25 protein-coding genes are annotated in these 25,450 nt (G+C 70.0%); 14 read left to right on the forward strand and 11 right to left on the reverse strand.

The features are described 5' to 3' along the window. Window positions 1-426 precede the first annotated feature (426 nt). Together IU476_RS20405 and IU476_RS20410 are read right to left on the reverse strand one after the other, a co-directional pair. A complete protein-coding gene (locus IU476_RS20405; protein ID WP_195102366.1) occupies window positions 427-2,943 on the reverse strand; it encodes a winged helix-turn-helix domain-containing protein in 2,517 nt (838 codons plus the stop codon). Window positions 2,944-3,177: 234 nt separating this feature from the next. Beyond that, window positions 3,178-3,393, reverse strand: a complete 216-nt coding sequence (locus IU476_RS20410; RefSeq protein ID WP_195102367.1) for a DUF8691 family protein — start codon at window positions 3,391-3,393, stop codon at window positions 3,178-3,180. Between the two features lie 211 nt (window positions 3,394-3,604). Here IU476_RS20410 and IU476_RS20415 point away from each other — a divergent pair, with 211 nt between their 5' ends. The 3 genes from IU476_RS20415 to IU476_RS20425 are packed head-to-tail and all read left to right on the forward strand — an operon-like array spanning window position 3,605 to window position 6,415. Then, on the forward strand, window positions 3,605-4,009 hold the full coding sequence (locus IU476_RS20415) for a DUF7144 family membrane protein (protein ID WP_195102368.1): 405 nt from the start codon (window positions 3,605-3,607) through the stop codon (window positions 4,007-4,009). A 36-nt stretch (window positions 4,010-4,045) separates the two neighbouring features. Beyond that, window positions 4,046-4,705 (forward strand): GAP family protein, encoded by a 660-nt coding sequence (locus tag IU476_RS20420; RefSeq protein ID WP_195102369.1) that lies wholly within the window; start codon window positions 4,046-4,048, stop codon window positions 4,703-4,705. 15 nt (window positions 4,706-4,720) lie between these two features. Beyond that, window positions 4,721-6,415 (forward strand): SulP family inorganic anion transporter, encoded by a 1,695-nt coding sequence (locus IU476_RS20425; protein WP_195102370.1) that lies wholly within the window; start codon window positions 4,721-4,723, stop codon window positions 6,413-6,415. Between the two features lie 37 nt (window positions 6,416-6,452). On the opposite strand, the gene IU476_RS20430 is transcribed toward IU476_RS20425, so the two are convergent. Then, window positions 6,453-6,677: a hypothetical protein gene (locus tag IU476_RS20430; RefSeq protein WP_195102371.1), complete on the reverse strand. Its 225-nt coding sequence runs from the start codon at window positions 6,675-6,677 to the stop codon at window positions 6,453-6,455. A gap of 236 nt (window positions 6,678-6,913) precedes the next feature. Here IU476_RS20430 and IU476_RS20435 point away from each other — a divergent pair, with 236 nt between their 5' ends. Next, window positions 6,914-8,455 (forward strand): MFS transporter, encoded by a 1,542-nt coding sequence (locus IU476_RS20435; protein ID WP_195102372.1) that lies wholly within the window; start codon window positions 6,914-6,916, stop codon window positions 8,453-8,455. Here IU476_RS20435 and IU476_RS20440 read toward each other — a convergent pair. Continuing rightward, window positions 8,452-8,868 carry a hypothetical protein gene (locus IU476_RS20440; RefSeq protein WP_195102373.1) on the reverse strand — a complete coding sequence of 139 codons (417 nt, stop codon included), beginning with the start codon at window positions 8,866-8,868 and terminating at the stop codon, window positions 8,452-8,454. The genes IU476_RS20435 and IU476_RS20440 overlap by 4 nt on opposite strands. Window positions 8,869-9,072: 204 nt before the next feature. Here IU476_RS20440 and IU476_RS20445 point away from each other — a divergent pair, with 204 nt between their 5' ends. Then, window positions 9,073-9,654: a hypothetical protein gene (locus tag IU476_RS20445; RefSeq protein ID WP_195102374.1), complete on the forward strand. Its 582-nt coding sequence runs from the start codon at window positions 9,073-9,075 to the stop codon at window positions 9,652-9,654. Window positions 9,655-9,738: 84 nt separating this feature from the next. Next, window positions 9,739-10,437, forward strand: a complete 699-nt coding sequence (locus tag IU476_RS20450; RefSeq protein ID WP_195102375.1) for a LysR family substrate-binding domain-containing protein — start codon at window positions 9,739-9,741, stop codon at window positions 10,435-10,437. Between the two features lies 1 nt (window position 10,438). Here the strand turns inward: IU476_RS20450 and IU476_RS20455 are convergent, their stop codons facing one another. Continuing rightward, window positions 10,439-10,732 (reverse strand): DUF2631 domain-containing protein, encoded by a 294-nt coding sequence (locus IU476_RS20455; RefSeq protein ID WP_195102376.1) that lies wholly within the window; start codon window positions 10,730-10,732, stop codon window positions 10,439-10,441. Between the two features lie 119 nt (window positions 10,733-10,851). On the opposite strand from IU476_RS20455, the gene dxr reads away from it, so the two are divergent. The 3 genes from dxr to cynS all read left to right on the forward strand — a co-directional run bounded on the left by dxr (window position 10,852) and on the right by cynS (window position 13,790). Next, window positions 10,852-11,991 (forward strand): 1-deoxy-D-xylulose-5-phosphate reductoisomerase, encoded by a 1,140-nt coding sequence (gene dxr / locus IU476_RS20460; protein WP_195102377.1) that lies wholly within the window; start codon window positions 10,852-10,854, stop codon window positions 11,989-11,991. A 21-nt stretch (window positions 11,992-12,012) separates the two neighbouring features. Then, a complete protein-coding gene (locus tag IU476_RS20465) occupies window positions 12,013-13,233 on the forward strand; it encodes a M50 family metallopeptidase (protein ID WP_195102379.1) in 1,221 nt (406 codons plus the stop codon). 116 nt (window positions 13,234-13,349) lie between these two features. Next, complete coding sequence (gene cynS, locus IU476_RS20470) at window positions 13,350-13,790, forward strand: cyanase (RefSeq protein ID WP_195102699.1); 441 nt, start codon at window positions 13,350-13,352, stop codon at window positions 13,788-13,790. Window position 13,791: 1 nt separating this feature from the next. Here the strand turns inward: cynS and IU476_RS20475 are convergent, their stop codons facing one another. Both IU476_RS20475 and IU476_RS20480 read right to left on the reverse strand, forming a co-directional pair. Further along, complete coding sequence (locus IU476_RS20475; protein WP_195102381.1) at window positions 13,792-14,469, reverse strand: endonuclease V; 678 nt, start codon at window positions 14,467-14,469, stop codon at window positions 13,792-13,794. A 34-nt stretch (window positions 14,470-14,503) separates the two neighbouring features. Continuing rightward, window positions 14,504-15,709 carry an IQM protein middle domain-containing protein gene (locus IU476_RS20480; RefSeq protein ID WP_195102383.1) on the reverse strand — a complete coding sequence of 402 codons (1,206 nt, stop codon included), beginning with the start codon at window positions 15,707-15,709 and terminating at the stop codon, window positions 14,504-14,506. A 406-nt stretch (window positions 15,710-16,115) separates the two neighbouring features. Here IU476_RS20480 and ispG point away from each other — a divergent pair, with 406 nt between their 5' ends. The 3 genes from ispG to IU476_RS20495 all read left to right on the forward strand — a co-directional run bounded on the left by ispG (window position 16,116) and on the right by IU476_RS20495 (window position 20,106). Beyond that, window positions 16,116-17,270 (forward strand): flavodoxin-dependent (E)-4-hydroxy-3-methylbut-2-enyl-diphosphate synthase, encoded by a 1,155-nt coding sequence (ispG, locus tag IU476_RS20485; RefSeq protein ID WP_195102385.1) that lies wholly within the window; start codon window positions 16,116-16,118, stop codon window positions 17,268-17,270. A 75-nt stretch (window positions 17,271-17,345) separates the two neighbouring features. After that, window positions 17,346-18,209, forward strand: coding sequence for a GNAT family N-acetyltransferase (locus IU476_RS20490; protein WP_195102387.1), 864 nt, complete (start codon window positions 17,346-17,348; stop codon window positions 18,207-18,209). 73 nt (window positions 18,210-18,282) lie between these two features. Further along, a complete protein-coding gene (locus tag IU476_RS20495) occupies window positions 18,283-20,106 on the forward strand; it encodes a penicillin-binding transpeptidase domain-containing protein (RefSeq protein WP_195102389.1) in 1,824 nt (607 codons plus the stop codon). A 169-nt stretch (window positions 20,107-20,275) separates the two neighbouring features. Here IU476_RS20495 and IU476_RS20500 read toward each other — a convergent pair whose 3' ends face one another. Then, on the reverse strand, window positions 20,276-20,431 hold the full coding sequence (locus tag IU476_RS20500) for a hypothetical protein (protein ID WP_195102391.1): 156 nt from the start codon (window positions 20,429-20,431) through the stop codon (window positions 20,276-20,278). Between the two features lie 175 nt (window positions 20,432-20,606). Further along, entirely contained in the window at window positions 20,607-21,119 is a 513-nt protein-coding gene (locus IU476_RS20505; RefSeq protein WP_195102393.1) for a peroxynitrite isomerase, read from the reverse strand. A 233-nt stretch (window positions 21,120-21,352) separates the two neighbouring features. On the opposite strand from IU476_RS20505, the gene IU476_RS20510 reads away from it, so the two are divergent. Both IU476_RS20510 and IU476_RS20515 read left to right on the forward strand, forming a co-directional pair. Next, window positions 21,353-22,177, forward strand: coding sequence for an ABC transporter permease (locus IU476_RS20510; protein WP_195102395.1), 825 nt, complete (start codon window positions 21,353-21,355; stop codon window positions 22,175-22,177). Further along, entirely contained in the window at window positions 22,174-23,007 is an 834-nt protein-coding gene (locus IU476_RS20515) for an ABC transporter permease (RefSeq protein ID WP_324194157.1), read from the forward strand. Before IU476_RS20510 ends, IU476_RS20515 begins: the two co-directional genes overlap by 4 nt. A 3-nt stretch (window positions 23,008-23,010) precedes the next feature. Here the strand turns inward: IU476_RS20515 and IU476_RS20520 are convergent, their stop codons facing one another. Both IU476_RS20520 and IU476_RS20525 read right to left on the reverse strand, forming a co-directional pair. Beyond that, window positions 23,011-23,871, reverse strand: a complete 861-nt coding sequence (locus IU476_RS20520) for a helix-turn-helix domain-containing protein (RefSeq protein ID WP_195102397.1) — start codon at window positions 23,869-23,871, stop codon at window positions 23,011-23,013. A gap of 228 nt (window positions 23,872-24,099) precedes the next feature. Further along, entirely contained in the window at window positions 24,100-25,428 is a 1,329-nt protein-coding gene (locus IU476_RS20525) for a bifunctional o-acetylhomoserine/o-acetylserine sulfhydrylase (protein WP_195102400.1), read from the reverse strand. Between the last annotated feature and the right edge of the window lie 22 nt (window positions 25,429-25,450).

Below are 25,450 nucleotides of genomic sequence, written 5' to 3' on the forward strand. Positions count from 1 at the left end.
CACCGGGCAATCATTCGATCACTGCGAGAGCCGGGGAGCGCCAATCCATGGGTGCGTTTCGAGAGTGCTTTACGGATCATCCAACCCGGGTCGCGCAGGCATCCGGCTGCACGGCTGGGTGGCGATGACGATGTACGGCATCCTGGACTGTGAGCGGCATCGCCGAAGCAGGTCTGCGCGGGCCGACGGAGCGGTGGCGGTGGCCTGTAGGCGCACGCGAATGGGGCCCGGGGCTTTCGGCCTCGGGCCCCATCGGACTGCGTACAGCGGGTGGTCGGCGGCTTGGGCTACCGGCGGCCACCGGGGTCCCCGGGGGCACCTGGGGACGTGGTTGAGCTTAAGGGGTGGAGACTGGACGGGGGAGTATTTCTGGATGGTAGTAATCGAGATGTTATGTCCGACTGAACAGTCGGGAGTTCGGGGCGGTCAGATGAGGCCGTAGTTGCGGGCGCTGGCGATGGCGTCGGCGCGGGTGCGGACGCCGAGTTTGTGGTAGATGCCGCGCAGGTGGGTTTTCACGGTGTTGATCGAGACGCCCATGTCGTCGGCGATGCTGTGGGTGGTCATGCCCGACGGGAGTTGGCGCAGGACCACGACTTCGGTGTTGGTCAGGGACGGGGCGTGCGCTCTGGTGCGGGCGTGCGAACGCTGTCTGATCGCGTCGGCGAAATCGTCGAGATAGCCGAATCTGCCCACGAAGCGGTCCAGCAGGTCGACGGTGCCGGGTACGTCCAGGAACGGCCGGATGAGCCGATCGGTGTGCGCCAGGGACAGGGCGTGCCGCAGCGCGTCGTAGGTGACGGGCCGTTGCAGTCGGTGGCAGGCCGCGGCGTACAGCAGGCGGGCGTGGATCGCCGTCACCGGATGCAGCGAATCCTCCTCGGCGAGCAGGGTTTCCACCAGTTCGACGGTGGTAGCGGAGCGATGGCCGTATTCGGCGAGAGCGGCCTCCACGAGGGTGATCTCCGGGAGCCGGCCCAGGGCGTCGGAGGCACGGTCGAGCAGCCGCCGGGCGGCCTCCGGCCAGCGCACACGCAGCAGCGCCCAGCTGACCTGGATCAGCAGGCCACCGGTGGTCGCGGGCAGCGGCGACTCGTCGAGCAGGTGGTGCATGTCGCCGCGCAGGCGGTCGGTGGCGGTGTGCGGGTCGCCGGTGGTGTCGAGGTCGAACAGCTGGGCCAGCACGTGCGCGTGCCAGCCGGACGCCGGAGCCGTCGAGCCGTCCAATTGTGTTGTCAGCGAATGATTCTCCTCGACCGGCGGGAGCGGATCGTCGACCCGCAGATAGCTCATCAGCGCGACCATGGCGCGGGCATGGGCGAGCGCGGTGGCATCGTGCAGCCGGTGCTCCTCGGCGAACGCGACAGCCTGGGCGGCTCGCTCGTGCATGAGCGCGAGCGACCCGTTCAGGCCCGCGGCCAGGGCCAGCCGGGTGAGTGCGTGCAAGGTGAGCCGGGGGAGTCCGGCGTGTTCGGACAGCGCCAGCGCATGCCGCAGCGCGCGTTCGCCGCCGTTCGCGTCGTGCGGGCCGAAGGTGTGGGCGGTCGCGAGGTGCAGGGCGATGTAGCTGTCGAGGTCGGGGTGGCCGGTCGGCGTGAACGGCGGCGGCGGGCCGCCCGCACGGCCCGTCGCGACATCGATGCCGCAGACGACGGCCGCGGCGAAGGGCCACAGCAGATCCGGTTCGGCGAAGGCCGACGCCGCGGGCGCGCGCAGGTCGAGCAGGTCGCGCAGGGCGGCGGCCTGGACCAGGTCCGCGCGTTCGAGGGCGTCGGCGGCGCGCAGCAGCAGCACGAACGTGTCACCCGCGGCCCAGGCCAGCTGGTCGAGCCGGGCGAACAGCGCGTCGCCGTTCCCGTCGAACACCATCCGGGGCCCGTGCTCGCGAACGAACTCGGGCAGCGCGGGACGTTCGGGCTCGGCGAGCACGTGCGTCAGCGCGTCGGCGAGCGAACCCGCCGCGGTGAACCACCGGGCGCAGGCCCGGTGCCGCTCGACCGCGCGCCCGGGATCGGTGCGCGCGGTCTCCGCCAGCAGGTAGGTGCGCAGCATCGGATGGTAGGTGTACCAGAGGGTGCCGTCGTGGGCAGCGACCTCGAGCGGAAAGTTGTTGCGCAGCAACTGGTCCAGTGTGCGCGGTGCGGTCGGCCCGGCGAGGTCGGTGGCGAGGTCGGCGCAGAACGAGGTCGGCACGGCGGTGGCGAGCAGGAAGTCCAGCGCGTCGGGCGCCAGGGCGGTCAGCAACTCGCCGACGAGGAAATCCGCCACCGCGCGCGGGCCGCGCGCCAAGGCCGCGATCGCGGTCGCCCGGTCGCCGGCGTGCGCGGCGAGGTGCAGGGCGGCGATCCGGACGAGACCGGCCCAGCCGCAGGTCAATTCGTGGACGGTGGTCAGCTCCGAGTCGGTGAGGCGGCAGTCGTGCTGGGCGAGCAGGGCGGCGGTGTGCGCCTCGTCCAGGGCCAGCTCCGGCGCGCCGAGGCGGGTGAGCAGACCGGCCAGTTCGAGTGCGTGCCAGCGGATCGGCGGGTCGTAGCGACCGATCACCACGATCGTGAGCGTCGCGGGCGCGTGCTCGACGAAGTACTCCAGACCCGACAGCGCCAGCGGATCGCTGATCAGGTGGGCGTCGTCGAGAACCAGCACCGCCGGGCCGGCGTCGGACAGCGCGGCGAGGACGGCCGCGGCCTCGGCCACGGGCGTGTCCGGAATCGCGTCGGCCGGGGCGATCGGCGGCAGACCGAGCGCCGCGGCGACGGCCCGCCACAGGGCATTGTCCGCCGCGAGTTCGGCGCGGCCGACCCAGCCGATCCGGCTGCCCGCGCCGGATCGCCGACGCAGCCAGTCGGCGACCAGCACCGTCTTGCCGCTTCCGGCCGGCGCGCACACCAATGCCGTATGTCCCTTCGTGGCGGCGCGTTCCAGCCGAGTGTGCGCGGCGGTCATCCGCAGCGGAGTGAAGGGCAGCTCCGGCGGCGCGTAGCCAATGGCTCCGCGCGCAGTTATCGAATGGTTACCCGTCGGAGAAAATGCGGGCAGATTCGGTGCGACCACAACGCCTCCGTAAGCTTTCCGTTTCGGTACGGCAGTGTGCTGAGCGTCTGATCTGTCGGTATTCGACCGTATACCAGATATTTGCTGGAGGCGATGAAAGTGTTGGGCTCTTGACCTGATCGCCACTCAGTCCGGCAGCCGCGACATCTCCAGCAGCGTCAGACCGAGGGCATCGATGCGAGCCATGACGCCGCGGACCGCGGTGTTGTCGGGCACCGTGCCGTACAGCGTGGTGGTCCCGGAGGTGGAATGGCCGCTGCGCATGAGTTCGGGGAAGACCGCCTGGGCGCGCTCGGACAGTTCCCCTTCGATGACGAACTGGTATCGGACGGCGTCCGGCACGGACGATCACCTCCTCGTGCGACGATGCGTGACCTCGCGACGGCCCGGGCGGGCGACCTCGCGACCAGCGTGGCGGCCGCCTCCGGCACGGGCATCATCCGCTCGGGATGACTTCGCCCGATTCGCTTCCGCTCACCCTCCGCGGGTGAAGCGCCCGCGCCGGCCGTGCGCGACAGTCGTCGCAGCATCGGCCGTCGAAAGGAGTCGGAACATGGCAACGTCCTCGGAGAACCACCCGGTACGACAGGGTCTGGCCGCCGGCACGTCGATCGGCGCCGGGATCCTGCTGGTGACCGTCGGCGTGCTGTCGCTGTTCGAAGGCATCTCGGCGGTCGTCAACGACGATCTGTTCGTGGTGGGCGTCGATTACGTCTACAAATTCGACATCACCACCTGGGGCTGGATCCACATCGTGCTCGGCGTGCTGCTCGTGATCAGCGCGCTCGGCCTGATCGCGGGGACGGCCTGGGGACGCGGCGTGGCCATCGGTCTCGCGGCGCTGTCGATCCTGGCCAATTTCCTGTGGCTGCCGTACTACCCGTGGTGGTCGGTCCTGGTCATCGCTCTGAACATCGTGGTGATCTGGGCGATCGCGACCTGGCGTCCGCAGAACTGATGCGCGGCCTCGACCGGCGCCCGGCGGCGTGACGCGGTGGGCGCCGTCCTCGGGGATCTGCTCCCCCTGGCGATGGGCGTGGCGATCTCCCCGATCCCGATCGTCGCGGCGATCCTGCTCATCCTGACCAACACCGCCGCCGGAGCGGGCCCGGGTTTCGCCGCGGGCTGGTGTGCCGGGATCGCCGTGGTGACGGCCGTGGTCGCAGCCCTCGCCGGGACGCTGGGGGACACCGATGCGCGGGAGCCGTCCGCGGCCGTGTCCTGGATCAAGATCGTGCTGGGTCTGGTGCTGCTGTTCCTGGCCGCCGGACAATGGCGCGTCCGTGCGGACACCACGCCGCCGCGCTGGATGCGGGCGATCGGCGAGCTGACGACGATTCGCTCCGCGGGGCTGGGAACGGCGCTGTCGGCGCTGAATCCGAAGAACCTGCTGCTGTGTGTGTCGGCGGGCACGACGATCGGAACGGGCGGTCTCGGCGGCGGCGCGGAGATCGTGGCGATCGCGGTGTTCACGGTGCTCGCCGGGGCGAGCGTGCTGGCCGTCGTGCTCTGCTACGCGCTGGCGGCGGAGCGGCTGCGGGGCCGGCTCGACACCGCGCGGCACTGGTTGCAGGCCCAGAACCACGCGGTGCTGGCGATCGTACTGCTCGTGATGGGAACCGTGGTGCTGGGCAAGGGAATCGGCGGCCTCTGAGGCGGTGGAACGACGGTGGCGACACACCGGCTGGTCTTCGAATCGCTGCGGGGTTACCGGCCGCAGTGGTTGCGACCCGACGTGCTCGCGGGGCTCACGGTGTGGGCGGTGCTGGTTCCGGAAGCGCTCGCGTACGCGTCGATCGCCGGGGTGCCGCCGGTCACCGGCCTGTACGCGGCGGTCCCCGCGCTGGTGCTCTACGCGCTGGCCGGCAGTTCGCGGCATCTGGTGGTGGGGCCGATGTCGGCCACCGCGGCGCTGTCGGCGGCCATCGTGACGCCGCTGGCCGGTGCCGACGGCGGCCGGTATCTGGGCCTGTCGACGGCGCTGGCGCTCGCGACGGGCCTGGCCGGGCTGCTCGCGGGCCTCCTGCGGCTCGGGTTCGTGGCGGCGTTCATTTCCGAACCGGTGTTGAAGGGATTCATCGTCGGGCTGGCGCTCACCATCATCGTCGGGCAGGTCCCCAAGCTGCTCGGCATCGACAAGCACGCGGGGAACTTCTTCGAACAGGCCTGGGGTGTGCTGTCCGGACTGGGGCAGATCCAGTGGCGCACAACGCTGCTCGGCGTCGCGAGCCTGGCCGTCGTGCTGTGCCTGAAGAGATGGCTGCCGCTGGTTCCCGGCTCGCTGCTGGCGGTGCTGCTGGGCATCGGCGCGGTGGCGGTCTTCGATCTGGACGACGAAGGCGTCGCCATCGTCGGCCACATCGACGCGGGCCTGCCGTCGATCGGGTTGCCGGACGGCGTCACGTTCCACCAGTATCTCGACCTGCTCGGTCCCGCGGTCGGCGTGCTGCTGATCGGCTTCGCCGAAGGGCTGGGAGCGGCGAAAACCTATGCGGCGCAGGCGGGTTACGAGATCGACGCCAACCGGGAGCTGCTCGGGCTGGGTGCGGCGAATCTGGGGTCCGGGCTGGCGTCGGGCATGGTGGTCAACGGCAGCCTGTCCAAGACCGCGGTCAACGGCTCGGCCGGAGCGAAGACCCAGCTCAGTGGCCTGGTGGTGGCCGCGCTGACGGTGCTCACGCTGCTGTTCCTGACCGGGTTGTTCGAGCGGCTGCCGGAGGCGACGCTGGCCGGTGTGGTGATCGCCGCCGTCGTCGAACTGGTGGATCTCGGCGCGCTGCGGCGGCTGTACCGGGTATGGACCGAGCGGCTGGGCGCCATCTACGGCCGGGCCGCGCGCGCCGACTCCACCGCGGCGCTGGCGGCCGTGCTGGGTGTGCTGCTGTTCGACACCCTGCCCGGCCTGTTGATCGGCGTCGGCATCTCCGTGGTCCTCCTGATCTATCGCACCTCACGCCCGCACGTCGCCGCGCTGGCGAAGAGCGGCACGCTGTGGCTGGACGCGTCCCGGCATCCCGGCCTGCCGCAGCGCCCCGATCTGCTGGTGGTGCGGGTCGAAGCCGGGCTGTTCTTCGGCAACGCCGACTACGTGCGCGAGCGGATCGAGCAGCTCTGCACCGGCGACACCCGGCTCGTCGTGCTCGACGCCGAGACCTCGCCCTCGGTCGACGTGACGGCGGCGGCCATGCTCGCCGATCTGCGCGACGCCCTCGGCCGCCGCGGCATCGACTTCCGCATCGCGCGTTCCATCGGACAGTTCGGCGACGCGCTGGGCACCGCGGAATCCGGGGGCACACCGATCGAGGTCTTCCCGACCGTCGCCGCGGCGGTTGCCGATCTGCCGGAACCGCCCGGCGCGCACTAGGTTCGGCGCGCCTGACGGTGGGCGGTCGGCCGTGCCCTCAGCGGCGGGCGCGGCGCGTCAGCACCCCGGTGACCCAGCCGACGACGAACATCACCAGCAGGATCAGCCACATCGGCGAGGTGACGGTGATCAGCAGGAACTCGATGCCGACGCGGTCGCGGTTCTCCACGATGAACACGATGGACAGCACCGCCAGGACGAGGGCCAGCCACTGGGTCACCGAGATCCGCGAAACGAACGAGCGGCTCGCTGTCTTGTCCATCGCTGTCCTCCGGGGAGTGCGTTCGGAACGGCGGATGTGGAAGTGTCTTCCCGCGAGCCGGTTCCGCGCATCACCCGATGCGGATGAGGTCGCCGGGCCGTGCGGCGCACCCACGGTCGGCTCTCGGCGCATCGATGATCACCGATCCGCAACGGACCGACGTGCCGCGGCCGATTTTGCCGGGCACTTATGCACTATGTCGGGGGGTGCCGATTGGGTCCGTGGAAGGGGAACGCTTGGCGACGATCGATACTCCGATGCCACAGGCTTGGCCGCGGTGGGTGGCGCGGCGGCCGGACCGGCGGCGGTTCGCGGTGGGGGCGGTCGCGGTGCTGTCGAGTCTGGCGGGGGTCGACGTGGCCGTGCACGCCGTCGCGGTGCCGCAGGCCGCGCAGCGTTTCGAGATGAACACGCCCACCGCCACCGCGGCCGCCGGGCTCGGAAGCCTGCTGACGGTGGCGCTGCTGCTGGGCGCGGGCCTGCTCGGCGATCGGTTGCGGCGTCGGCCGATCCTGCTGGCGGGCGGAATCGGCATGGGGATCGGTTGTCTCGCCACGACTTTCGCCGCCGACGAGTGGATGTTCCTCGTCGGCCGCGCGGTGACGGGCATGGCCGCGGCGGCGGTCGTGGTGACGGCGCTGTCGGTGCTGCCGGGTTTGTTCTTCGCGTCCGAATTGCCTGCGGTGGTGGGGATGTGGCTGGCCGTGCAGTCGGCGGCGGTGCTGGCGGGCGGCGTGTTCGGCGGTCTGCTGGTGACGGAAACCGGCTGGCGCACCGGGTATCTGCTGACCGCCGTGCTGGCCATGGCCGCGGTCGGGGCGGGGTGGCTGGTGGTGCCAGCCACGCGACCCGCTCGGGCTCGGCGCTTCGACCTCGTCGGCGCGCTGCTGGCGGGTGCGGCGCCCGCGGTGCTGTTCGTCGGTATCGGCAGGGCGACCGAAATCGGCTGGCGCAGTAGCCAGGTGCTCGGCGCGACGGCACTCGCGGGCGGGCTGGCGTTGCTGTTCGCGTGGTGGGAGTATCGGCGGCCGAATCCGGCGGTGCCGATGCGATTGATGCGGTCGACGCCGTTCGCCGCGGCCTGCCTGGCGGGCGTGGCGTGCGAGGTGGCCGCCGCCGTGTACCTGCTGCCGATCGCCGCGCTGCTGGCTACGCCCGCGGAGCCCGCCCGCAATGCGCTGGTGCTGGCGGTCCCGATGTATCTCGGCATGGTCCTCGGCGCGGTGCTGTCGGGAACCGCGTGGCAGCAACGGGTTTCGGTGCGGGCGCTGTTCGCGTCCGGGCTGGTGTGCTGTGCGGGCGGGGCGCTGCTCGGCTCGGCCATCAATCTGCGCGACGAGTCCTGGCTGTACGCGACGGCGGGCACGGTCGTGGGCTTCGGCGTGATGTGGACGCGGGCGCCGCAGACCGCGGTGATCGTGGCGGCCGTCGCGCCCGAGCAGGCCGGGGTGGGCGCGGCGGTGCACACGGCGGCCGTGCGGATCGGGTCGGTGCTCGGGCCCGCCCTGCTCGTGCCCATCGTGTTCGTCCTCGGCGGTGGCGAGGCGGCGTTCTTCCGCGGCTTCCCCGTCGCGCTGCGGGTGACCGCGCTGCTGCTCGCCGGTGCGGCCGTCGTGGTCGCTGTGCTGATGTACAAGCACCGCGCGCGGACGACCGCCGAGACCGTGGCCTACTGCCGATACCGCGCCGGGCAGCGGCGCGATGCCGGAAAGCGTTCGGCCACGGTGCGATTCGTGCCCGCGCCCGGCAGATACGGTGATGTGACGAAGCCCGCCTAGCCGGGGATGACGTATTCGACGCGCACCGAGCCGGGGGAGTGGATGAATTCCTTTGTGGTGACCGTCAATTCGACATGGCCCGGCCCGGAGGGTATGTACGCGGAGTTGTACCAGGAGCCGACGAGCTTCACCGTGGTGTTGCCGCGCGCGCCGGTGTCGATGTTGTGCCAGGAGACGTAGGCGGTGGTCGCGCAGGTGCCGATGCCCTGGAACGCGCTGGTGAGGTGGATCGACGACGACGAATCCTGGTCCACGTTCCCGCGGATGGTGCCGTAGCAGAGGCCCGCTTCCGTCGCGGAGGTCTCGAGCACGGGGATGTCGGCGGCCGCGGCCGCGGCGGGACCCGCGACGAACAGGGCCGGGACACAGGCGAATGCGGCTACGGCGGCGGCCGACTTGTACGCGGTGCGCATGATCAGTCCTCTCGGGCGGTGGTGCGGTGGCGAATCGGTTCGCCGGCGGCGACCGTGTGGATACCCCATTAGCGTCGCGGCCACGTTGGTCGTTACGTGTCGACACACGGTGTGGCAGCGGCGAATATCCGCTCGGCGCGAGGTGCGGGTGATCGGGTTCGCCGATTCGCTGTGAGATGTAGATCACAGTCATAACATCTTCCTATGTCAGCCCTGCGGAACGGATCAATGGCGATCGAGGGCCGGGTCGAGCGCGCCTCGGCGGGCCCGCCGAAGGTGACCTTTCGGACCGAGGCCGGGGAAGTGTTGGCGGTCGCCGCGCACGCGACCGACGCGGGTCCCGGCGGCCGATTGGCGAGCCTGCTCGGATCCGTGCGCGAGCGGTACCGGATCGCTTATCTCGACCGGACCGTGGTGTGGGTCGAACCGCGGGACGCCACCGCCACGGCCGTCCGTCGCGAGGACGGCACGGCGGTCGGGACCCTGCTCCGTGCGGCCACGGCCACCGCGGTCGCCGCGACCGGCGGCACGCTGTTCCACTTCGTCCGGGATCCCGCGACGCCCAGCGCCCCGGACCCGGCGCGGCTGCTGATCCTGGACCGGTCCGGTGGTGAAATCGCTTGTCTGGACATCGAATACGCGGCGGACGCGACGCCCGATCATGTCGCCCTGCGCGGTTCCGGGCCGCGTCCCCAACCTTTCGATCGGGTGGAGCGCGACATGCTGCTCGGGGCGGGCGTGGATATGACGCTCGGCCTGCGCGCCTACTGTCCCGAGCCGCGCTAGCTCAACGCGACCGGCGGTGCGTCACCGCCAGGAACCGGCTCCGAGAAGTTCGCGGCTGTGCGGCCACCCGATACGCTTACCGGAATGAACGAGTTTGCTCCGGGTGCGCTGCGGGTGGGGTTCGTGCCGGGGGTGACCGTGTCCAAATGGGCGGACCGGTGGGGTGAGCGTTTTCCGGAGAGTCCACTGGAGCTGATCGGGGTGGCGCAGGCCGAGCAGGACGCGGTGCTGCGGGACGGGCGGGTCGACATGTGCTTCGTGCGGCTGCCGATCGACCGCGAGGGCCTGCACGCCATTCCGCTGTATCGGGAACTGCCGGTCGTGGTCGTGCCCAAGGACCACCCGATTTCGCTGTTCGACGAGGTGAGCACGGCGGACCTGGCCGACGAGCGGATGCAGGACGCCGCCGACGTCGACGCGCTCGCGGGCACGGTCGAACTCGTCGCGGCGGTCGGCGGCGCGGCCGTCATGCCGCATTCGCTGGCCCGGCTGCATCACCGCCGGGATCTCGTCTTCCGCACCGTCACCGACCTGCCGGAGACCGAGATAGCCCTCGCGTGGCCCATCGAGTCGACCACCGAGACCGTAGAGGAATTCGTCGGTATCGTGCGCGGCCGCACCGCGCGCAGTTCCCGCTCGCCTTCGGGTCGCTCGAAAAGCGTTGCGGGCGAAGGGGACAAGCCCGCGAAGCGGAGCCCGGTCAAGGAAACGTCCGGCGGTCGCGGGACCGCCGGACGCAAGAATCCGGGCCGGGGAAAGCCGACGCGCCGCCGAGGGCGGTAGGTCAGCGCGGCTTGTTCTTCAGGAACGAATCGCGGATCAGCACGCCGGCCAGCGCGATGGCGAAACCGATCAGGAACAGGTAGCCGATGTGGCCGGTGCCCGAGGAGGCGCCCTGCGGGCCCTCGAACAGCATCGCCAGCAGGATCACCACGACCACCCAGCCCGCGGCGCGGAAGGTGCGCCGCGACTCGCCGCTCCAGCCCCAGGCCGCGGACGGAACCTCGGCGGGATCGACCTTCGTGACGACGGCGCTCTTGGCGTGTTCCAGTTCCGTGGCGGGCACGTTCGCTCCCATCAGTTCCAGTTCGTTGCACACCGAGTGCGCACTCTCGCCACTATGTTGACATACGACTGCCCGTCGTAGCCAGCGGGGTGACCGGGTGTCGGCGGCCGCTGATCGGGAACAATGAAGAGGTGTCCGACATCGTGAGAGTCCTGCTGCTCGGCAGCACCGGTTCCATTGGCACACAGGCGCTGGAGGTGATGGCCGCCGATCCGGAGCGGTTCCAGGTGGTCGGGCTGGCCGCGCGTGGCGGCAACACCGCGCTGCTCGCCGAGCAGATCGAGGCCACGGGGACCGACAACGTCGCCGTCGCCGATCCGGCCGCGGCCGCGAAACTCGGTGTCGCGCTTGCCGGTCCGGACGCCGTCACCGAACTGGTGCGGCGCACCGAGGCCGACGTGGTGCTCAACGCGCTGGTCGGCGCCCTGGGGCTGCGACCGACCCTGGCCACGCTGGAGTCCGGTCGCCGGCTCGCGCTCGCGAACAAGGAGTCGCTGGTGGCGGGCGGCTCGCTGGTGACCCGCGCGGCGGCGCCCGGCCAGATCGTGCCGGTCGACTCCGAGCATTCGGCGATGGCGCAGTGCCTGCGCAGCGGCCGCGCGAGCGAGGTGGACCGGCTGGTGCTCACCGCCTCGGGCGGGCCGTTCCGCGGCTGGACCGCCGAGATGCTGGAATCGGTCGGGCCCGCCGAGGCCAAGGCCCACCCCACCTGGTCGATGGGCCTGATGAACACGCTCAATTCGGCGACGCTGGTGAACAAGGGCCTCGAGCTGATCGAGGCGCACATGCTGTTCGGCATCGACTACGACAAGATCGATGTGACCGTGCACCCGCAGTCGATCGTGCACTCGATGGCGACGTTCACCGACGGATCCACCATCGCCCAGGCCAGTCCGCCCGATATGCGGCTGCCGATCTCGCTGGCGCTGGGCTGGCCCGACCGGGTCCCCGGCGTGCTCGCGCCGCTGGACTTCGCCAAGGCGTTCACCTGGGAGTTCGAGCCCGTCGACGACGCGGTCTTCCCGGCCGTCGAGTTGGCCCGGCAGGCCGGAAAGGCGGGCGGTAGTGTGACGGCGGTCTACAACGCGGCGAACGAGATCGCGGTGCAGGCGTTCCTCGACGGGCGGATCCGGTTCCCCGACATCGTGCGCACGGTGGGGCGAGTGGTCGAGTCGGCCGACCGGTGGAGCGCGGAACCCGCTACCTTGGACGAAGTGCTCGCGGCCGACGCGTGGGCCAGGCAGTGTGCGCGCACGCACGTGGGTAACTGACGCAGGAGGGTTCGACACCGCATGGGGTTCGCGATCGGGTTCGTGCTGTTCGCGCTCGGTATCACGGTATCGGTCGCACTGCACGAATGTGGCCACATGTGGACGGCGCAGGCCACCGGCATGAAGGTGCGCCGCTACTTCGTCGGCTTCGGGCCGAAGATCTTCTCCTTCCGGCGCGGCGAGACCGAGTACGGGCTGAAAGCGCTGCCGCTGGGCGGGTTCTGCGACATCGCCGGCATGACCGCGCTCGACGAGCTGGAACCCGAGGAGATGGACCGCGCCATGTACCGGCAGGCCGCGTGGAAGCGGCTGCTGGTGATGTCCGGCGGAATCCTGATGAACTTCTTCCTCGGCTTCCTGCTGATCGTGCTGCTGGCGGTCGCGTGGGGGCTGCCGCGGCTGGACGCCCCGCCGGACACCCAGATCATCCCCGCGGGCTGTGTGGCTCCGCAGAATCCGGACGGCAGCGCGGCGCCGTGCACCGGCGAGGGTCCGGCGCAGGTCGCGGGGCTGAAGCGCGGTGACCTGGTGAAGGCCATCAACGGCGTGCCGGTGCGCACCTGGGACGAGTTCCGCAAGATCACCGAGAGCCAGTCCGGTCCCATCCTCTACACGGTCGAACGCGACGGGCAGCGGCTCGACATCTCGGTCGTCCCGCAGCGGGTGGCCACCTATCCCTTGAAGCCCGGCACGAACGAGCGCGTGACCGAACCGGTGTACGTCAGCAAGGTCGGGGTCGGCCAGGATTTCTACGCGCCGGTGAAATACGGTCTGCTTCCCGCGATTCCGGCCTCGCTCTCCTTCACCGGCGACATGTTCACCAAGACGTTCCAGTCGCTGGCGCAGATGCCGACGAAGGTGGTCAACCTCTGGCACGCGGTCACCGGTGGTGAGCGTGACGCGGATACGCCGGTCAGTGTGTACGGCGCCAGCAAGATCGGCGGCGAAACCGCCGAGCGCGGCCTGTGGGGCGTGTTCGTGCTGGTGCTGGCGAGCCTGAACTTCTTCCTGGGCGCGTTCAACATCCTGCCGCTGCTGCCGCTCGACGGCGGGCATATCGCGGTGGTGCTGTACGAGAAGCTGCGCAATGTGCTGCGCGGTCGCAAAGGCCTGCCGCCCGGTGCGCCCGTCGATTACATGAAGCTGCTTCCCGCTACCTATGTGGTGGTCGTGATCGGTGGCGCGTACATGATTCTCACCCTCGTCGCCGATATCGTGAATCCGATCAAACTCTTCCCCTAGCCTTCGATTGTCGAGCGGATTCGGCCGCTTTCCGTTCTCGGGCGGTGATTTAACCTGCCGGGAATGTGTGCGCGGTAGCGTGCGTGCGGAATTCGGCGAGGTAGGAGGCGCGCATGGTGACGAAGAAGGAAGCGGCGGCGGCCGTGGTGGCGGCGAAGCAGCGGCTCGGGCTGAGCTGGGCGCAGGTTGCCGAGGCGATCGGGCGGGCGCCCGCGTGGACGGTGGCGGCGCTGCTCGGGCAGCATCCCGTGCCCGAGGAGGCCGCGAAAACCGTTGCGGCGCTGCTGGATCTGAGTGAGGAAGTGGTGCTTGCCCTGCGGACGCAGCCTACGCGCGGGGCGTTGGAGACCGCCGTGCCCACCGATCCGACGATCTACCGGTTCTACGAGGTGCTCCAGGTCTACGGGCCGGCGATCAAGGAACTCATTCACGAGGAGTTCGGCGACGGCATCATGAGCGCCATCAATTTCCGCATGGACGTCAAGCGGGTGGAGGATCCCGCGGGCGACCGGGTGGTGGTGACGCTGGACGGAAAGTTCCTGCCGTATCAGTGGTGACCTACTGCGCGATATCGCGCAGTAGCGTGCGGCAGAGGTGGTCGGCGCGGCGAGTGGTTTCCGGCTGGCGGTATTTCGGGCTCAGGGCGAGCACTTGCGCGCAGGCGGTATCGAGGTCGATGTCGTGCCCGACGGAAACGTAGACGGGTTTGACGCCCGCCTGGGTGCGCACGGCGCGGCCGACCACCTCGCCGTCGAGGGTGATGTCGCCGACCGAACCGCGCTCGGTTCCCGGTTCCGCGCACTCGCCGAGGACGTTCTTGGCGACGCCGATGGTCGGCAGACCCGTGATCAGGCCCAGGTGGCACGCCAATCCGAAACGTCGGGGATGTGCGATTCCCTGACCGTCGCAGACGAGCAGATCCGGTGTGGTGCCGAGCTCTTCGAGGGCGGCGATGGTGGTGGGGAGTTCGCGGAAGGCGAGCAGGCCGGGGACGTAGGGGAAATGCGTCGTGCCGCGCGCTGTCGCCGTGTCGATCGGTTCGAGCGTGGTGGCGTCGAGAACCACTGCGGCCGCAACGACATTGCCCTCGTCGTCGTAGGCGGAATCGAGCCCGGCGACGGTGTGGAAATCCGGGGTGCGGGGGTTGTCGCGGCGCACCGAGACTCGCAACCGATCCTGCAATTCGATTGCCGCTCCGGGGTTGTCGGGTAGCTCCGCCGTCATCGACAACCGCATACTTCGCTCCTGCCCGCCCGCGCCGAGCGTATCGTCAAGTGGGGGAATTGTATTCGACCTGCTGGTCGGCGATGCTCACGCCCGCGGCGCGCAGCCGCTCCACCACCTGATTCGTGAACCGGCGTTCCGGGCGGTAGTGGGTGCTCTTGTCGGACAGCACCCGGACCTGCCCGGCCACGGCTCCGATCTCCCCGGCTCCGGCGACCGGAGCTCCGGCCAGGAGGCTCGAATGGTGGAACTCACCGAGAATGTGCCAGGGCGACCAGTAGAGCGTGCCGTCGGCGTCCATCACGAAAATGGCGCGGCCGCCCTCGGGAGTCCACAAGCTGCGCGCCGAGCGCGTGTCCAGGGGTGCGCCGTTGCTGTCGTACAGCAGTCCGTTGTGGACGGTCACGCGATACGAAAGCCGTTCGGACTCCTCGAGATAGCGCACATGTTTGCCGTTCCACACCGGATTGCCCGGCAGATTCTCGCCCTGAAATTCCGGCTGTAGCGGGGTGGTTTCGTACTGCGCCGACTCCGGCGGCAGCGAGACGACCATCTCGGGATCGAGCACACTCGCATCGAGTATCTCCTCGATGATCTCTTCTTGCGGGCGCACCGTGTCGGTGGTGACGACCGCCGTTCCGTGGTGCTGATCCCAGAACGGCCAGACGAAGCCGACTTCCGTGCCGGACTGCAATCGGATCAGCAAGTATTGGCGAATATCACCGGGAGCCGGGACCAGTGGCGCTCCGAGCTTGTCCTGCACGTAGGGGAACGGCGCATCGACGAAAGCGATCAGCCGAGCATCGAGAAATTCTTCCCAGCGGTCTATAGGCAATTTCTGAAAACGCGGCTCGGGCCAGGGGCGCAATTCGTCCAGTCGCGTGATGATTCGGACGAGGTAATCGCGAATCGCGTTGTCGTCGAACCGGGTCGGGATTGTCGTGAGGGGGCGCGCATCGGTCTCTATCGCCTCGCGCAGCGCCTCGTACTCCTGGTCCGGCGTCAGCTGACCGAGCGGCTGGACCAACAGCGCACGAGCGGTACCGTCGACCGCTTCCGGGCCCAGATCGGCGTAATGCTGCGCGTTGTACACGACCGCGTTGGTGACATAGCGCCAGCGTTCGATCACCGGACTCGTTCCTCCTACCACGCATTGTCCTGGCGGCCCCACGCGCTGATCGCGGCCCGGGCGGCATCCACCCGGGGTTTCATCCTGATGCCGGGCTATCCGTTTCAGTTCCGAGTCGCCCATGCCTGCCGAATCTCGGCCTGTTCTCGGTGGGCCGGCGGGATCCCTTCGCCGATGTTCGCACGGAGGGTGGGAGGGGTGCCTGCCCGCGACACGCCTGTGGGTTGCGTCATACTTGCGGGCGGCGATCATGCTCTCGAGCGGGGCGTGACACGCCCGGGCGGGTCGGCGGGACGGGTTCCACCTCACCGATCGCGGGGGCGCAACGAATACCGGATGAGCCACGACAACCCCTACGACCGGTAGTTGTAGGTGCTCTCACAGCGTCTGGTACGGCAACACCACTAGACTCGGGCCCGAACGGGTGGAGCAGCACACACGAAAGTAGGCAACTGAACGTGAGCGAGCGCAGCGAGCGAATCGACGACGCAGCCCGGTGGGCTGCGCCGACCGTGAGCGAGGCGCGGCCGTGAGCGGTGCCATCGCATTGGGTATACCGTCCGCACCGGCGGCGGTTCTCGCGCCCCGGCGGAAGACTCGCCAGCTACAGGTGGGCAAGGTCGGGGTCGGCAGTGATTTCCCGGTGTCGGTGCAGTCGATGACGACCACCAAGACCCACGACGTGAATTCGACCCTGCAGCAGATCGCGGAACTCACCGCGTCGGGCTGCGACATCGTGCGGGTGGCCTGCCCGCGCCAGGAGGACGCCGACGCGCTGGCCGCGATCGCCAAGAAGTCCCCCATCCCGGTGATCGCCGACATCCACTTCCAGCCCCGCTACATCTTCGCCGCGATCGAGGCCGGCTGTGCCGCGGTGCGCGTGAACCCCGGCAACATCAAGGAATTCGACGGACGCGTCAAGGAGGTCGCGAAGGCGGCCGGCGACGCGGGCATCCCGATCCGCATCGGCGTCAACGCGGGCTCGCTGGACAAGCGGATGCTGGAGAAATACGGCAAGGCCACCCCCGAGGCGCTGGTGGAGTCGGCGCTGTGGGAGGCGGGCCTGTTCGAGGAGCACGGCTTCGGCGATATCAAGATCTCGGTCAAGCACAACGACCCGGTGATCATGGTGGAGGCCTACCGGCAGCTGGCCGCGCGGTGCGACTACCCGCTGCACCTGGGCGTCACCGAGGCCGGCCCGGCCTTCCAGGGCACCATCAAGTCCGCGGTCGCGTTCGGCGCGCTGCTCAGCGAGGGCATCGGCGACACGATCCGGGTGTCGCTGTCCGCGCCGCCCGCCGAGGAGGTGAAGGTCGGCAACCAGATCCTGCAGTCGCTGAACCTGCGCCCGCGCAAGCTCGAGATCGTGTCCTGCCCGTCCTGCGGGCGCGCCCAGGTCGACGTGTACACGCTGGCCAACGAGGTCACCGCCGGGCTCGAGGGCATGGAGGTGCCGCTGCGGGTGGCCGTGATGGGCTGCGTGGTGAACGGACCGGGCGAGGCGCGCGAGGCCGACCTGGGCGTCGCGTCCGGCAACGGCAAGGGCCAGATCTTCGTCAAGGGCGAGGTGATCAAGACCGTTCCCGAGCACCAGATCGTGGAGACCCTCATCGAAGAGGCGATGCGCATCGCCGAGGGCATGAGCGATGCCGGCGAGGGCGAGCCGGTTGTCACCGTCGGATAGCCGTCGCGCGCGGGTGGTCGCGCCCTCGATCACCAAACAGCAGCGTGTTCGCGATGTTCGTGGCAGGCTGTGAACGTGCGGAGTGTGCTGGAGCCGAGCCGCCGGACGCGGATCTCCGGAGCCCGCCAGCTCGCCAATCGCGATCTGGCACAGGTACAAGAAGTACTGGACACCGATCCGGTGGCCAGCTGTATGGTCGCCGCGCGACTGCAGGAGTACGGCCTGGACAACCGGGGCGGCCAGGGTGAACTGTGGAGTCGCGGCGGTCCGGCCGTATCGCTGTGCTTCTCGGGCGCGAATCTGGTGCCGCTGCGCGGCGGCCCCGACGATCTGCGCGCCTTCGCCGAGCGCGCGGCGCGCTGGCCCCGATTGTGCTCGTCGGTGGTGGGTCGGCAAGAGCTGGCGCTGCCGCTGTGGGAGCTGCTGGCCGACCGCTGGGGTCCCGCCCGTGAACTGCGCGCCGACCAGCCGCTGCTGGCGCTGGACGGTCCCGCCTACGCGGTGCCCGACCCGCGGGTGCGGCGGGTGCGTCCCGACGAACTGGACCGCTATCTGATCGCGGCCGTCGCGATGTTCACCGAGGAGATCGGCGTGGATCCGCGCGCGGGCGACGGCGGCCGCAGCTATCGGCGGCGGGTGGCGAGCCTGATCCAGGCGGGCCGAGCGTGGGCGCGCTTCGAGGACGGCGTGGTCGTCTACAAGGCCGAGGTGGGCGCGGTGTCGCGGCGCACGGGCCAGATCCAGGGCGTCTGGGTGCATCCGGAATGGCGGGGGCGCGGCCTGGGCACCTCGGGCACGGCCGCGGTGGCCAACGCGGTGGTCGCCTCGGGGCGCACCGCGAGCCTCTACGTGAACTGCTACAACGAGGCGGCGCGGCGCGCCTACGCGAAGGTCGGATTCCGCCAGGTCGCCACGTTCGCAACGGTTCTGGTCGACTGACACCCGGGTGATCGGCGCGCCGCACCGTGTGTCGCCCCGGTTGCGCGCGGTTGGCTGATTACCATCGCAATCGATGTCGACATCCGAAAGACGTTGTGCGCGACGCGGGCTCGGGCGGGGCCGCCGCACGGCCGCGCTGCTGGCGGTGGCGATCGCGCTCGCGGCGAGCGGATGTGGATCCCGATCGCAGGGCCCCGTGCCCGCCGCCGACGACTTCCTCGCCGCGCTCGCCCGCCACGACGTGCGGGCCGCGGGCGAACTCACCAACCAGCCCGACAAGGCAAGCGCCGCACTGGCTTCGGCGTGGGACAGGCTGCAGGCCGAGCGGCTCACCGCGCACACGGGCGACGCGCGGGTCACCGGCGACACCGCCACCGTCGACTACACCTACCGCTGGCAGCTGCCGAAGAACCGGGTGTGGACCTACACCGGGCAGTTGCAGATGGGCCGCAGCGACGGCCGCTGGCAGGTCCGCTGGACCGCCTCGGACATTCACCCCAAACTCGGCGACACCCAGACCCTGGAACTGCGCGCCACGCCGGCCCCGCGCGCCCGGGTGAACGAACGGTCCGGCAGCGATGTGCTGATTCCCGGTACGGTGCACCCGATCTCGTTCACCGCGAGCGCCGCACCCGACCCGGGCTACGTGGCCGCGACCCTGGCCGAGACGCTGCACGGCTTCGACGCGGACCTGACCCCGCAGTCCGTCCTCGCCGCCGCGCGCACCGGCCCGTATACCGTTGCGACCCTGACCGATTGGGAGTTCGACCAGGTCTCCGAGGACCTGCTCGGGCTGCCCGGCGTGCGCATCGGCACCCAGGCCGACCTGGTCGCCGTCGACCGTCACTTCGCCCCCGACCTGATGACGCAGGTGCGCAAGACCGTCGCCGACGAGGTGGACGGCAAGGCGGGCTGGAGCGTGGTCACCACCAACGCCAACGGCGCCGACGTCGACGTGCTCCAGGAGGTGGATCCACAACCGGCCCCGTCGTTCTCGCTGAGTATCGACCGCACCGTCCAGAACGCCGCGCAACGCGCAGTCGACGCGCGCACCGAACAGGCCATGATGGTGGTGCTGCAACCGTCGACCGGCGCGGTGCTCGCGGTGGCGCAGAACAAGGCGGCCGACGCCGACGGCCCCGTCGCCACGTCCGGGCTGTACCCGCCCGGCTCCACGTTCAAGACGGTGACGGCGGCCGCGGCGATGGCCGAGGGGATCGCGACGCCGGAGACCGTGGTGCCGTGCCCGAGCCGGATCGTGATCGGGGAGCGCACCATTCCCAACTACGAGCTGTTCACCATCGGTGACGCGCCGATGGCGACCGCCTACGAACGCTCCTGCAACACCGCGTTCGCGAAGATCGCCAGCGAATTGCCGCCGGACGCGCTCACCGCCGCGGCGGCCCGATTCGGGATCGGCCCGGACTACACGGTGGCCGGGCTGCCGACCGTGTCGGGTTCGGTGCCGCGAGCGGCGGAGCAGGTGCTGCGCACCGAGAACGGCATCGGGCAGGGCAAGGTGGTGGCGAGCCCGTTCGGGATGGCGTTGGTCGCCGCGACGGTGGCGCACGGCTCGGCCCCGACGCCGTATCTGATCGCCGGGCACGAGACGAAGGTCGAGGGCGAACGCCCGCCGCTGTCGCCGCAGGTGGCCGAGGGACTGCGGATGATGATGCGCAAGGTGGTCACCGGCGGCACGGCCGAGCGGATCGCCGACCAGGGCGAGGTGTACGGCAAGACCGGGGAGGCGGAGGTGGAGGGCGGCTCGCATTCCTGGTTCATCGGCTACCGCGGGGACATGGCGTTCGCGACGCTGCTCGTGCGCGGCGGGAGTTCGGATCACGCGGTGGCCGTCACGCGCGACATGCTGGCCGCGCTGCCGCCCGGAACGGCGTAATCGGAGCGGGCGTACCGATATTCGCCCGGGGCTCCGAAGAATACGTTTCTCGGCGGCTACAGCATTTCCCGGATGAATGTGGAAAACCTCTGGCAAATGGCGACGACCGGATGCCTGACGGTGTGAGGCATCCGGTCGCCGGGTCGCAAGCAGGGTGTTCGGTCGTCGTTTATGGCGAGTGCACCTCCATTCCACTCGTCGCCGTCGAGGCGGTGTGCTCGACAGGGGAGGTGGCTCCGGCCGAGGCGTCGCCGAGCAGTTCTACCGCACCCGTGCCGGCCAAGAGCATCCCCGCGGTGATCAGGGTGAGCGTCGAACGCTTCATGGTCTTCTCCCTTGTGGGTGAGCGAGATCCAATGGGCTCGAACTAGAGGTCGCCGACTGTCCGCCGACTCGACGACGGTAGAACGCGAGCAACTTCCGAGACAACCCCTCGGTGCGCAATAGCACAGGTCTCGGAATTCATGCCGCAGGTCACGGGCGTGTCGGTGACCTTTTTGTTATTCGGCGCGGTGCAGACTCGCGGCGAGATGATGCTGTTTCGGCTGGCCGACGGCCGCCATGCGCAGCGTGTAATCGATGGTGTCGCCCGAGAGCCGCAGCGACCGGCCCAGCGCGGTCACCAGTTTGGCGGTGGTCGAGCGGCCGATGTGGGTCGAGTCCAGTTCCAGGCGCAGGCCGCCGTCGGCGAGGGCGACGCGGCCCTCGCAGATCTCGGTGATCCCGGTGGGATGGGCGAGGATCAATTCGATGCGGTCCGGGCCCGCGGAGCGCAGGTAGCCGGTCTCGGCGTGCAGCGAGCGGCCGTCGCCGGCGTGCCGGGTGCGCTGGCGGTAGGTGAGGAACGGCCGGCCGACGTGACCGAAGTGGATCTCCTCGTGGTAGTCGAACGACTCGATCGTCGGATACTCCCCGTGTCCGGAGCCGCGCCAGGTGCCCAGCAGCGGGGCGAGGTGGGCGATATCGGGATGGGGCGCGACGGGCGGTTGGGGTTCGAGCACGGCGGTCAGCATAGTGGCCCCGCCGCGTGCCGGTGCGGCGACGACGCGCCCGTGCGCGCCGAATCCCCGTGACCCCGCTTGACAAGATCCGTCGCGCGGCGGCTCGCACGAGCGTGAACTGCGGCGACGTGCCGGCGCCGCCGGACACGCCCGGTTCGGCGAGGCCGTCGAACGATGTCGGTGTTTCCGGCGGTATGTCTGGTGAGATGGGATGAACTGCCGTCCGCGCCGAAGGGTCGTGCACGATGGGGATCGATGTGACAGTGCGGGCCGGTCCGGCGTTCCGGCGCTCGGCGCTGCGTCAGTGCTGGGTGCTGGCGGCGCGGCTGGTCCGGCCCTCGCTGCGCAACGGCGAGGTGGTGACCGCGCTGCTGTCGCCGGCGGTGTTCACCGTCGGCTTCTACGTGCCGCTGAACCGCGTGATGGGCTTCGCCGGACACGGGCTGAGCAGCTACGCGCAGTTCCTGATGCCGATGATCGTGATGCAGGCGGTGGCGTTCTGCGGGACCGCGGCGGCGTTCCGGGCCGCCACCGACGCCCGCGACGGGCTCGACACCCGCTTCGCGACGATGCCGATGCCCGCGGCGACGCCGCTGGCCGCGCGGACCGTCGCGGCGCTGTATCGCACGGCCGTGGCGCTGGCGGCGGCGCTGGTGTGCGGCTACGTGATCGGATTCCGGTTCTACGGCGGCGGGTGGCAGACTGCCGGATTCCTCGGTTTCGCCCTGCTGCTCGGGCTGATGCTGTGCGAGCTCGGCGATCTGCTCGGCGCGCTGTCGAAGAGTCCCGAGGCGACCACGCAGGTGCTGGTGCTGCCGCAGCTGATCCTGGGCATGGTGTCCACCGGGTTCGCGCCCGCGAGCCAATTCCCGAGCTGGATACAGGGTTTCGCGCGCGATCAGCCGGTGTCGCAGTTCATCGGCACGCTGCGGGTGCTGGCGGGCGACCGGTCCGGGCGGGCCGGGACGGTGGGCTGGGCGACGGTCGGACCCGGGTTGGGCTGGACGCTGGCCGGGCTGCTCTGCTTCGGCGGTGCGTCGGTGCTGGTGGCCGTGCGGAGGCACCGGTGAGCGCGGGCGGCGTGCCGGCCACCGCGGCCGCTGAGCTGCCGCCGATCTCGTTCCGGACCGAGACGTGGCGACTGCTGGTGCCGCAGACCGTGATTCAGACCCGGCGGCTGCTGATCCGCTGGCGCCGTGACCCGTTGACGATGGCGCAGTCGCTGTTGTTCCCGGCGCTGCTGCTGGTGATGCTGAATACCGTGCTGGGCCGCCAGATCTCGGCGTTCTCCGGAGCCGACGCCCTGTACGGGTCGGTGCCGATGGTGACGCTGGTGTCGGTGATGTCGGGGTCGCTGGCCGGTGCGATCACCCTGGGCCGCGAACGCGACGACGGCCTGCTGGCGCGGTTCTGGGTGCTGCCGGTACACCGCGCGTCGGGACTGCTGGCGCGCATTCTCGCCGAAGGCGCGCGCATCCTGGCCTGCACACTGGTGCTGTTCGCCGTCGGCGTGGCGCTGGGATTCCGGTTCCGGCAAGGCTTTCCGGCCGCGCTGGCGCTGCTCGCGGTGCCGCTGCTGTACGGGTTGGCGTTCGCGACGGTGGTGACCGCGGTGGCCTCCTGGAGCGCCAAACCCGCTCTGGTGGAGGCGATCTCGCTGGGATCCTCGCTGATGATGTTCTTCTCCACCGGATTCGTGCCGCTGGCCGCCTACCCGGCGTGGGCGAAGCCGATCGTCGCGCATCAGCCGATGTCGTACGCGGTCGACGCCATGCGCGGACTGTCGCTCGGCGGACCGGTGCGGGCCCCGCTGCTGGCGACGACCGCCTGGTCGGCGGGCGCGGTGGTGCTGTTCGCGGTGCCCGCGGTGCTCGGCTACACGCGTGCCAGCCGGCGGTGAGCGCTAGCGCAGATCGTCGGCGACGCGAGCCATCAGCGCCGTCGAGTCGCGCGGGCTCAGCGCCATCGCGCGCAACTGGTCGAACATCACCCCGAAACGGCGGATCTCGTTGTGCCCCTCCACGATATCGTCACCGGCGATGCCCTCGACGTAGACCAGTTCGGGGTCGGCCGGATCGTGGAAGTCGAGCAGGACGAACGAGCCCACCATGGCGGGGTGCGCGCCCGCGTCGAACGGCAGCACCTGCAGGATGACGTTGCGCTTCTCCGACTCCTCCACCAGCCGCAGCAACTGCCCGCGCATGACCTCGCGGCCGCCGACCACACGCCGGATGGCCGCCTCGTCGAGCACCACCCACAGCTCCAGCGGCTCCTCCTTGGCGAGCAGCTTCGCGCGTTCGAAGCGGGCGCGCAGGCGCTGCTCGATGACCGACGTCTCCACCTTCGGCATCGCCGTGTCCAGCACCGCCCACGCGTATTGCTCGGTCTGTAACAGGCCGGGGATGAAGGAGGTCTGGAACAGTCGCGCCGACAGCGCCTCGGTCTCGAAGTTGATGTAGGCCGCGTACACCTCCGAGACGGCCGCCTCGAACGGGCGCGACATGCCGGGCTTCTGCGCCTCCTGCAGCAACTGCAGGGCATCCGATCGCTGCGGTTCCTCGATGCCGTACAGGTCGAGCATCGCCATCAGCGTGCGCCGCTGCGGGCGGGCCTGCGCCGTCTCGATCCGGTACAGCGTGGTGACGTTGATCCCGGTGCGGGCGCTGACCACCTCCTTGCTGATACCGGCGTGCTCCCGCATCTCCTGTAGCAGCGCCGCCAGCCTCCTGAGCTGGACTGTCAGCACCGTCCGCTTGCCTGCCATCGTGCCCGTTCCCCTCTGAACGTGCCGCCGGAAATCCCACCGTCCCGTACGCCCGAGCGGCACCGTCGGGTCGCCGCGCCGGGCCCTTGTCGTGTCCGAGCATAACCATGTCGGGCGACCGGTTCGTCAAGATCGATCCGGTCCGGAGCCCGCAAACACCCGGCTCCCGTGCCGTTTCACGACGCGGCCCCGCCACCGGAGACCGGTGGCGGGGCCGCGTGGCGAACGCTATGCCGAGGCCGCGGCGAAGCCGGTGCGCAGGTCCTCGAGGATGTCGTCGATGCCCTCGATGCCGACCGCGAGACGGACCAGGCCGGGCGTCACGCCGGAGGCCAGCTGCTCCTCCGGGGTCAGCTGGGAGTGCGTGGTCGAGGCCGGGTGGATGACCAGCGACCGGACGTCACCGATGTTGGCGACGTGGCTGTGCAGGGTCAGCGCGTCGACGAACTTCTTGCCCGCGTCCACTCCGCCGGCCAGCTCGAAGCCGATGATCGCGCCGGTTCCCTTGGGCGCCAGCTGCTTTCCGCGCTCGTACCACGGCGAGGACGGCAGGCCCGCGTACGACACCGAGGTGACTTCCGCACGCTCGGTGAGGAATTCGGCGACCGCCTGGGCGTTCTGTACGTGCCGCTCGACCCGCAGGCTCAGCGTCTCCAGGCCCTGGCTGATCAGGAACGCGTTGAACGGCGAGATGGCCGAACCGAGATCGCGCAGCAACTGGACCCGGGCCTTGAGCGCGTAGGCGGGCGCGCCCAGCTCGGCGAAGACCACACCGTGGTAGCTGGGGTCCGGGGTGGTGAAGCCGGGGAAGCGGGACTTGCCCTCGGCGTCGGTGACCGTCCAGTCGAAGGTGCCGCCGTCGATGATCACGCCGCCGATGGCCGCGCCGTGCCCGCCCAGGTACTTGGTCGCCGAGTGCACCACGACGTCCGCGCCGTGCCGCAGCGGCTGGATCAAGTACGGCGTCGGCACGGTGTTGTCGACGATCAGCGGCAGGCCGGCGGTGTGCGCGACCTCGGCGATGCCGGGGATGTCGAGGATGTGGTTCTGCGGGTTGGACACCGTCTCGCCGTAGAGCGCCTTGGTGTTCGGGCGGATCGCGGCGCGCCACTGGTCCAGGTCGTCGGGGTCCTCGACGAAGCTGACCTCGACGCCGAGCTTGGGCAGCGTGTAGTGGAACAGGTTGTACGTGCCGCCGTACAGCCGCGGGCTGGAGACGATGTGGTCACCGGCGTTGGCGATGTTGAGGATCGCGAAGGTCTCCGCCGCCTGGCCCGACGCCAGCAGCAGCGCCGCGACACCGCCCTCCAGCGCCGCGATCCGCTGCTCCACGGCGTCCTGGGTCGGGTTGATGATGCGGGTGTAGATGTAGCCGGGCTCGGCGAGGCCGAACAGCGCGGCCGCGTGGTCGGTGTCGCGGAAGGTGTAGGAGGTGGTCTGGTAGATCGGCAGGGCGCGGGCATTGGTCGTGCCGTCGGGCACCTGGCCCACATGGACCTGCTTCGTCTCGAAGCTCCAGTGCTGGGTCGGGTCGGCCGGTGCGGCGGGATCGGTCATCGGTTTCTCCTGGAGGTGTGGA

The organism is Nocardia blacklockiae (assembly GCF_015477355.1).
Lineage (GTDB): Bacteria > Actinomycetota > Actinomycetes > Mycobacteriales > Mycobacteriaceae > Nocardia > Nocardia blacklockiae.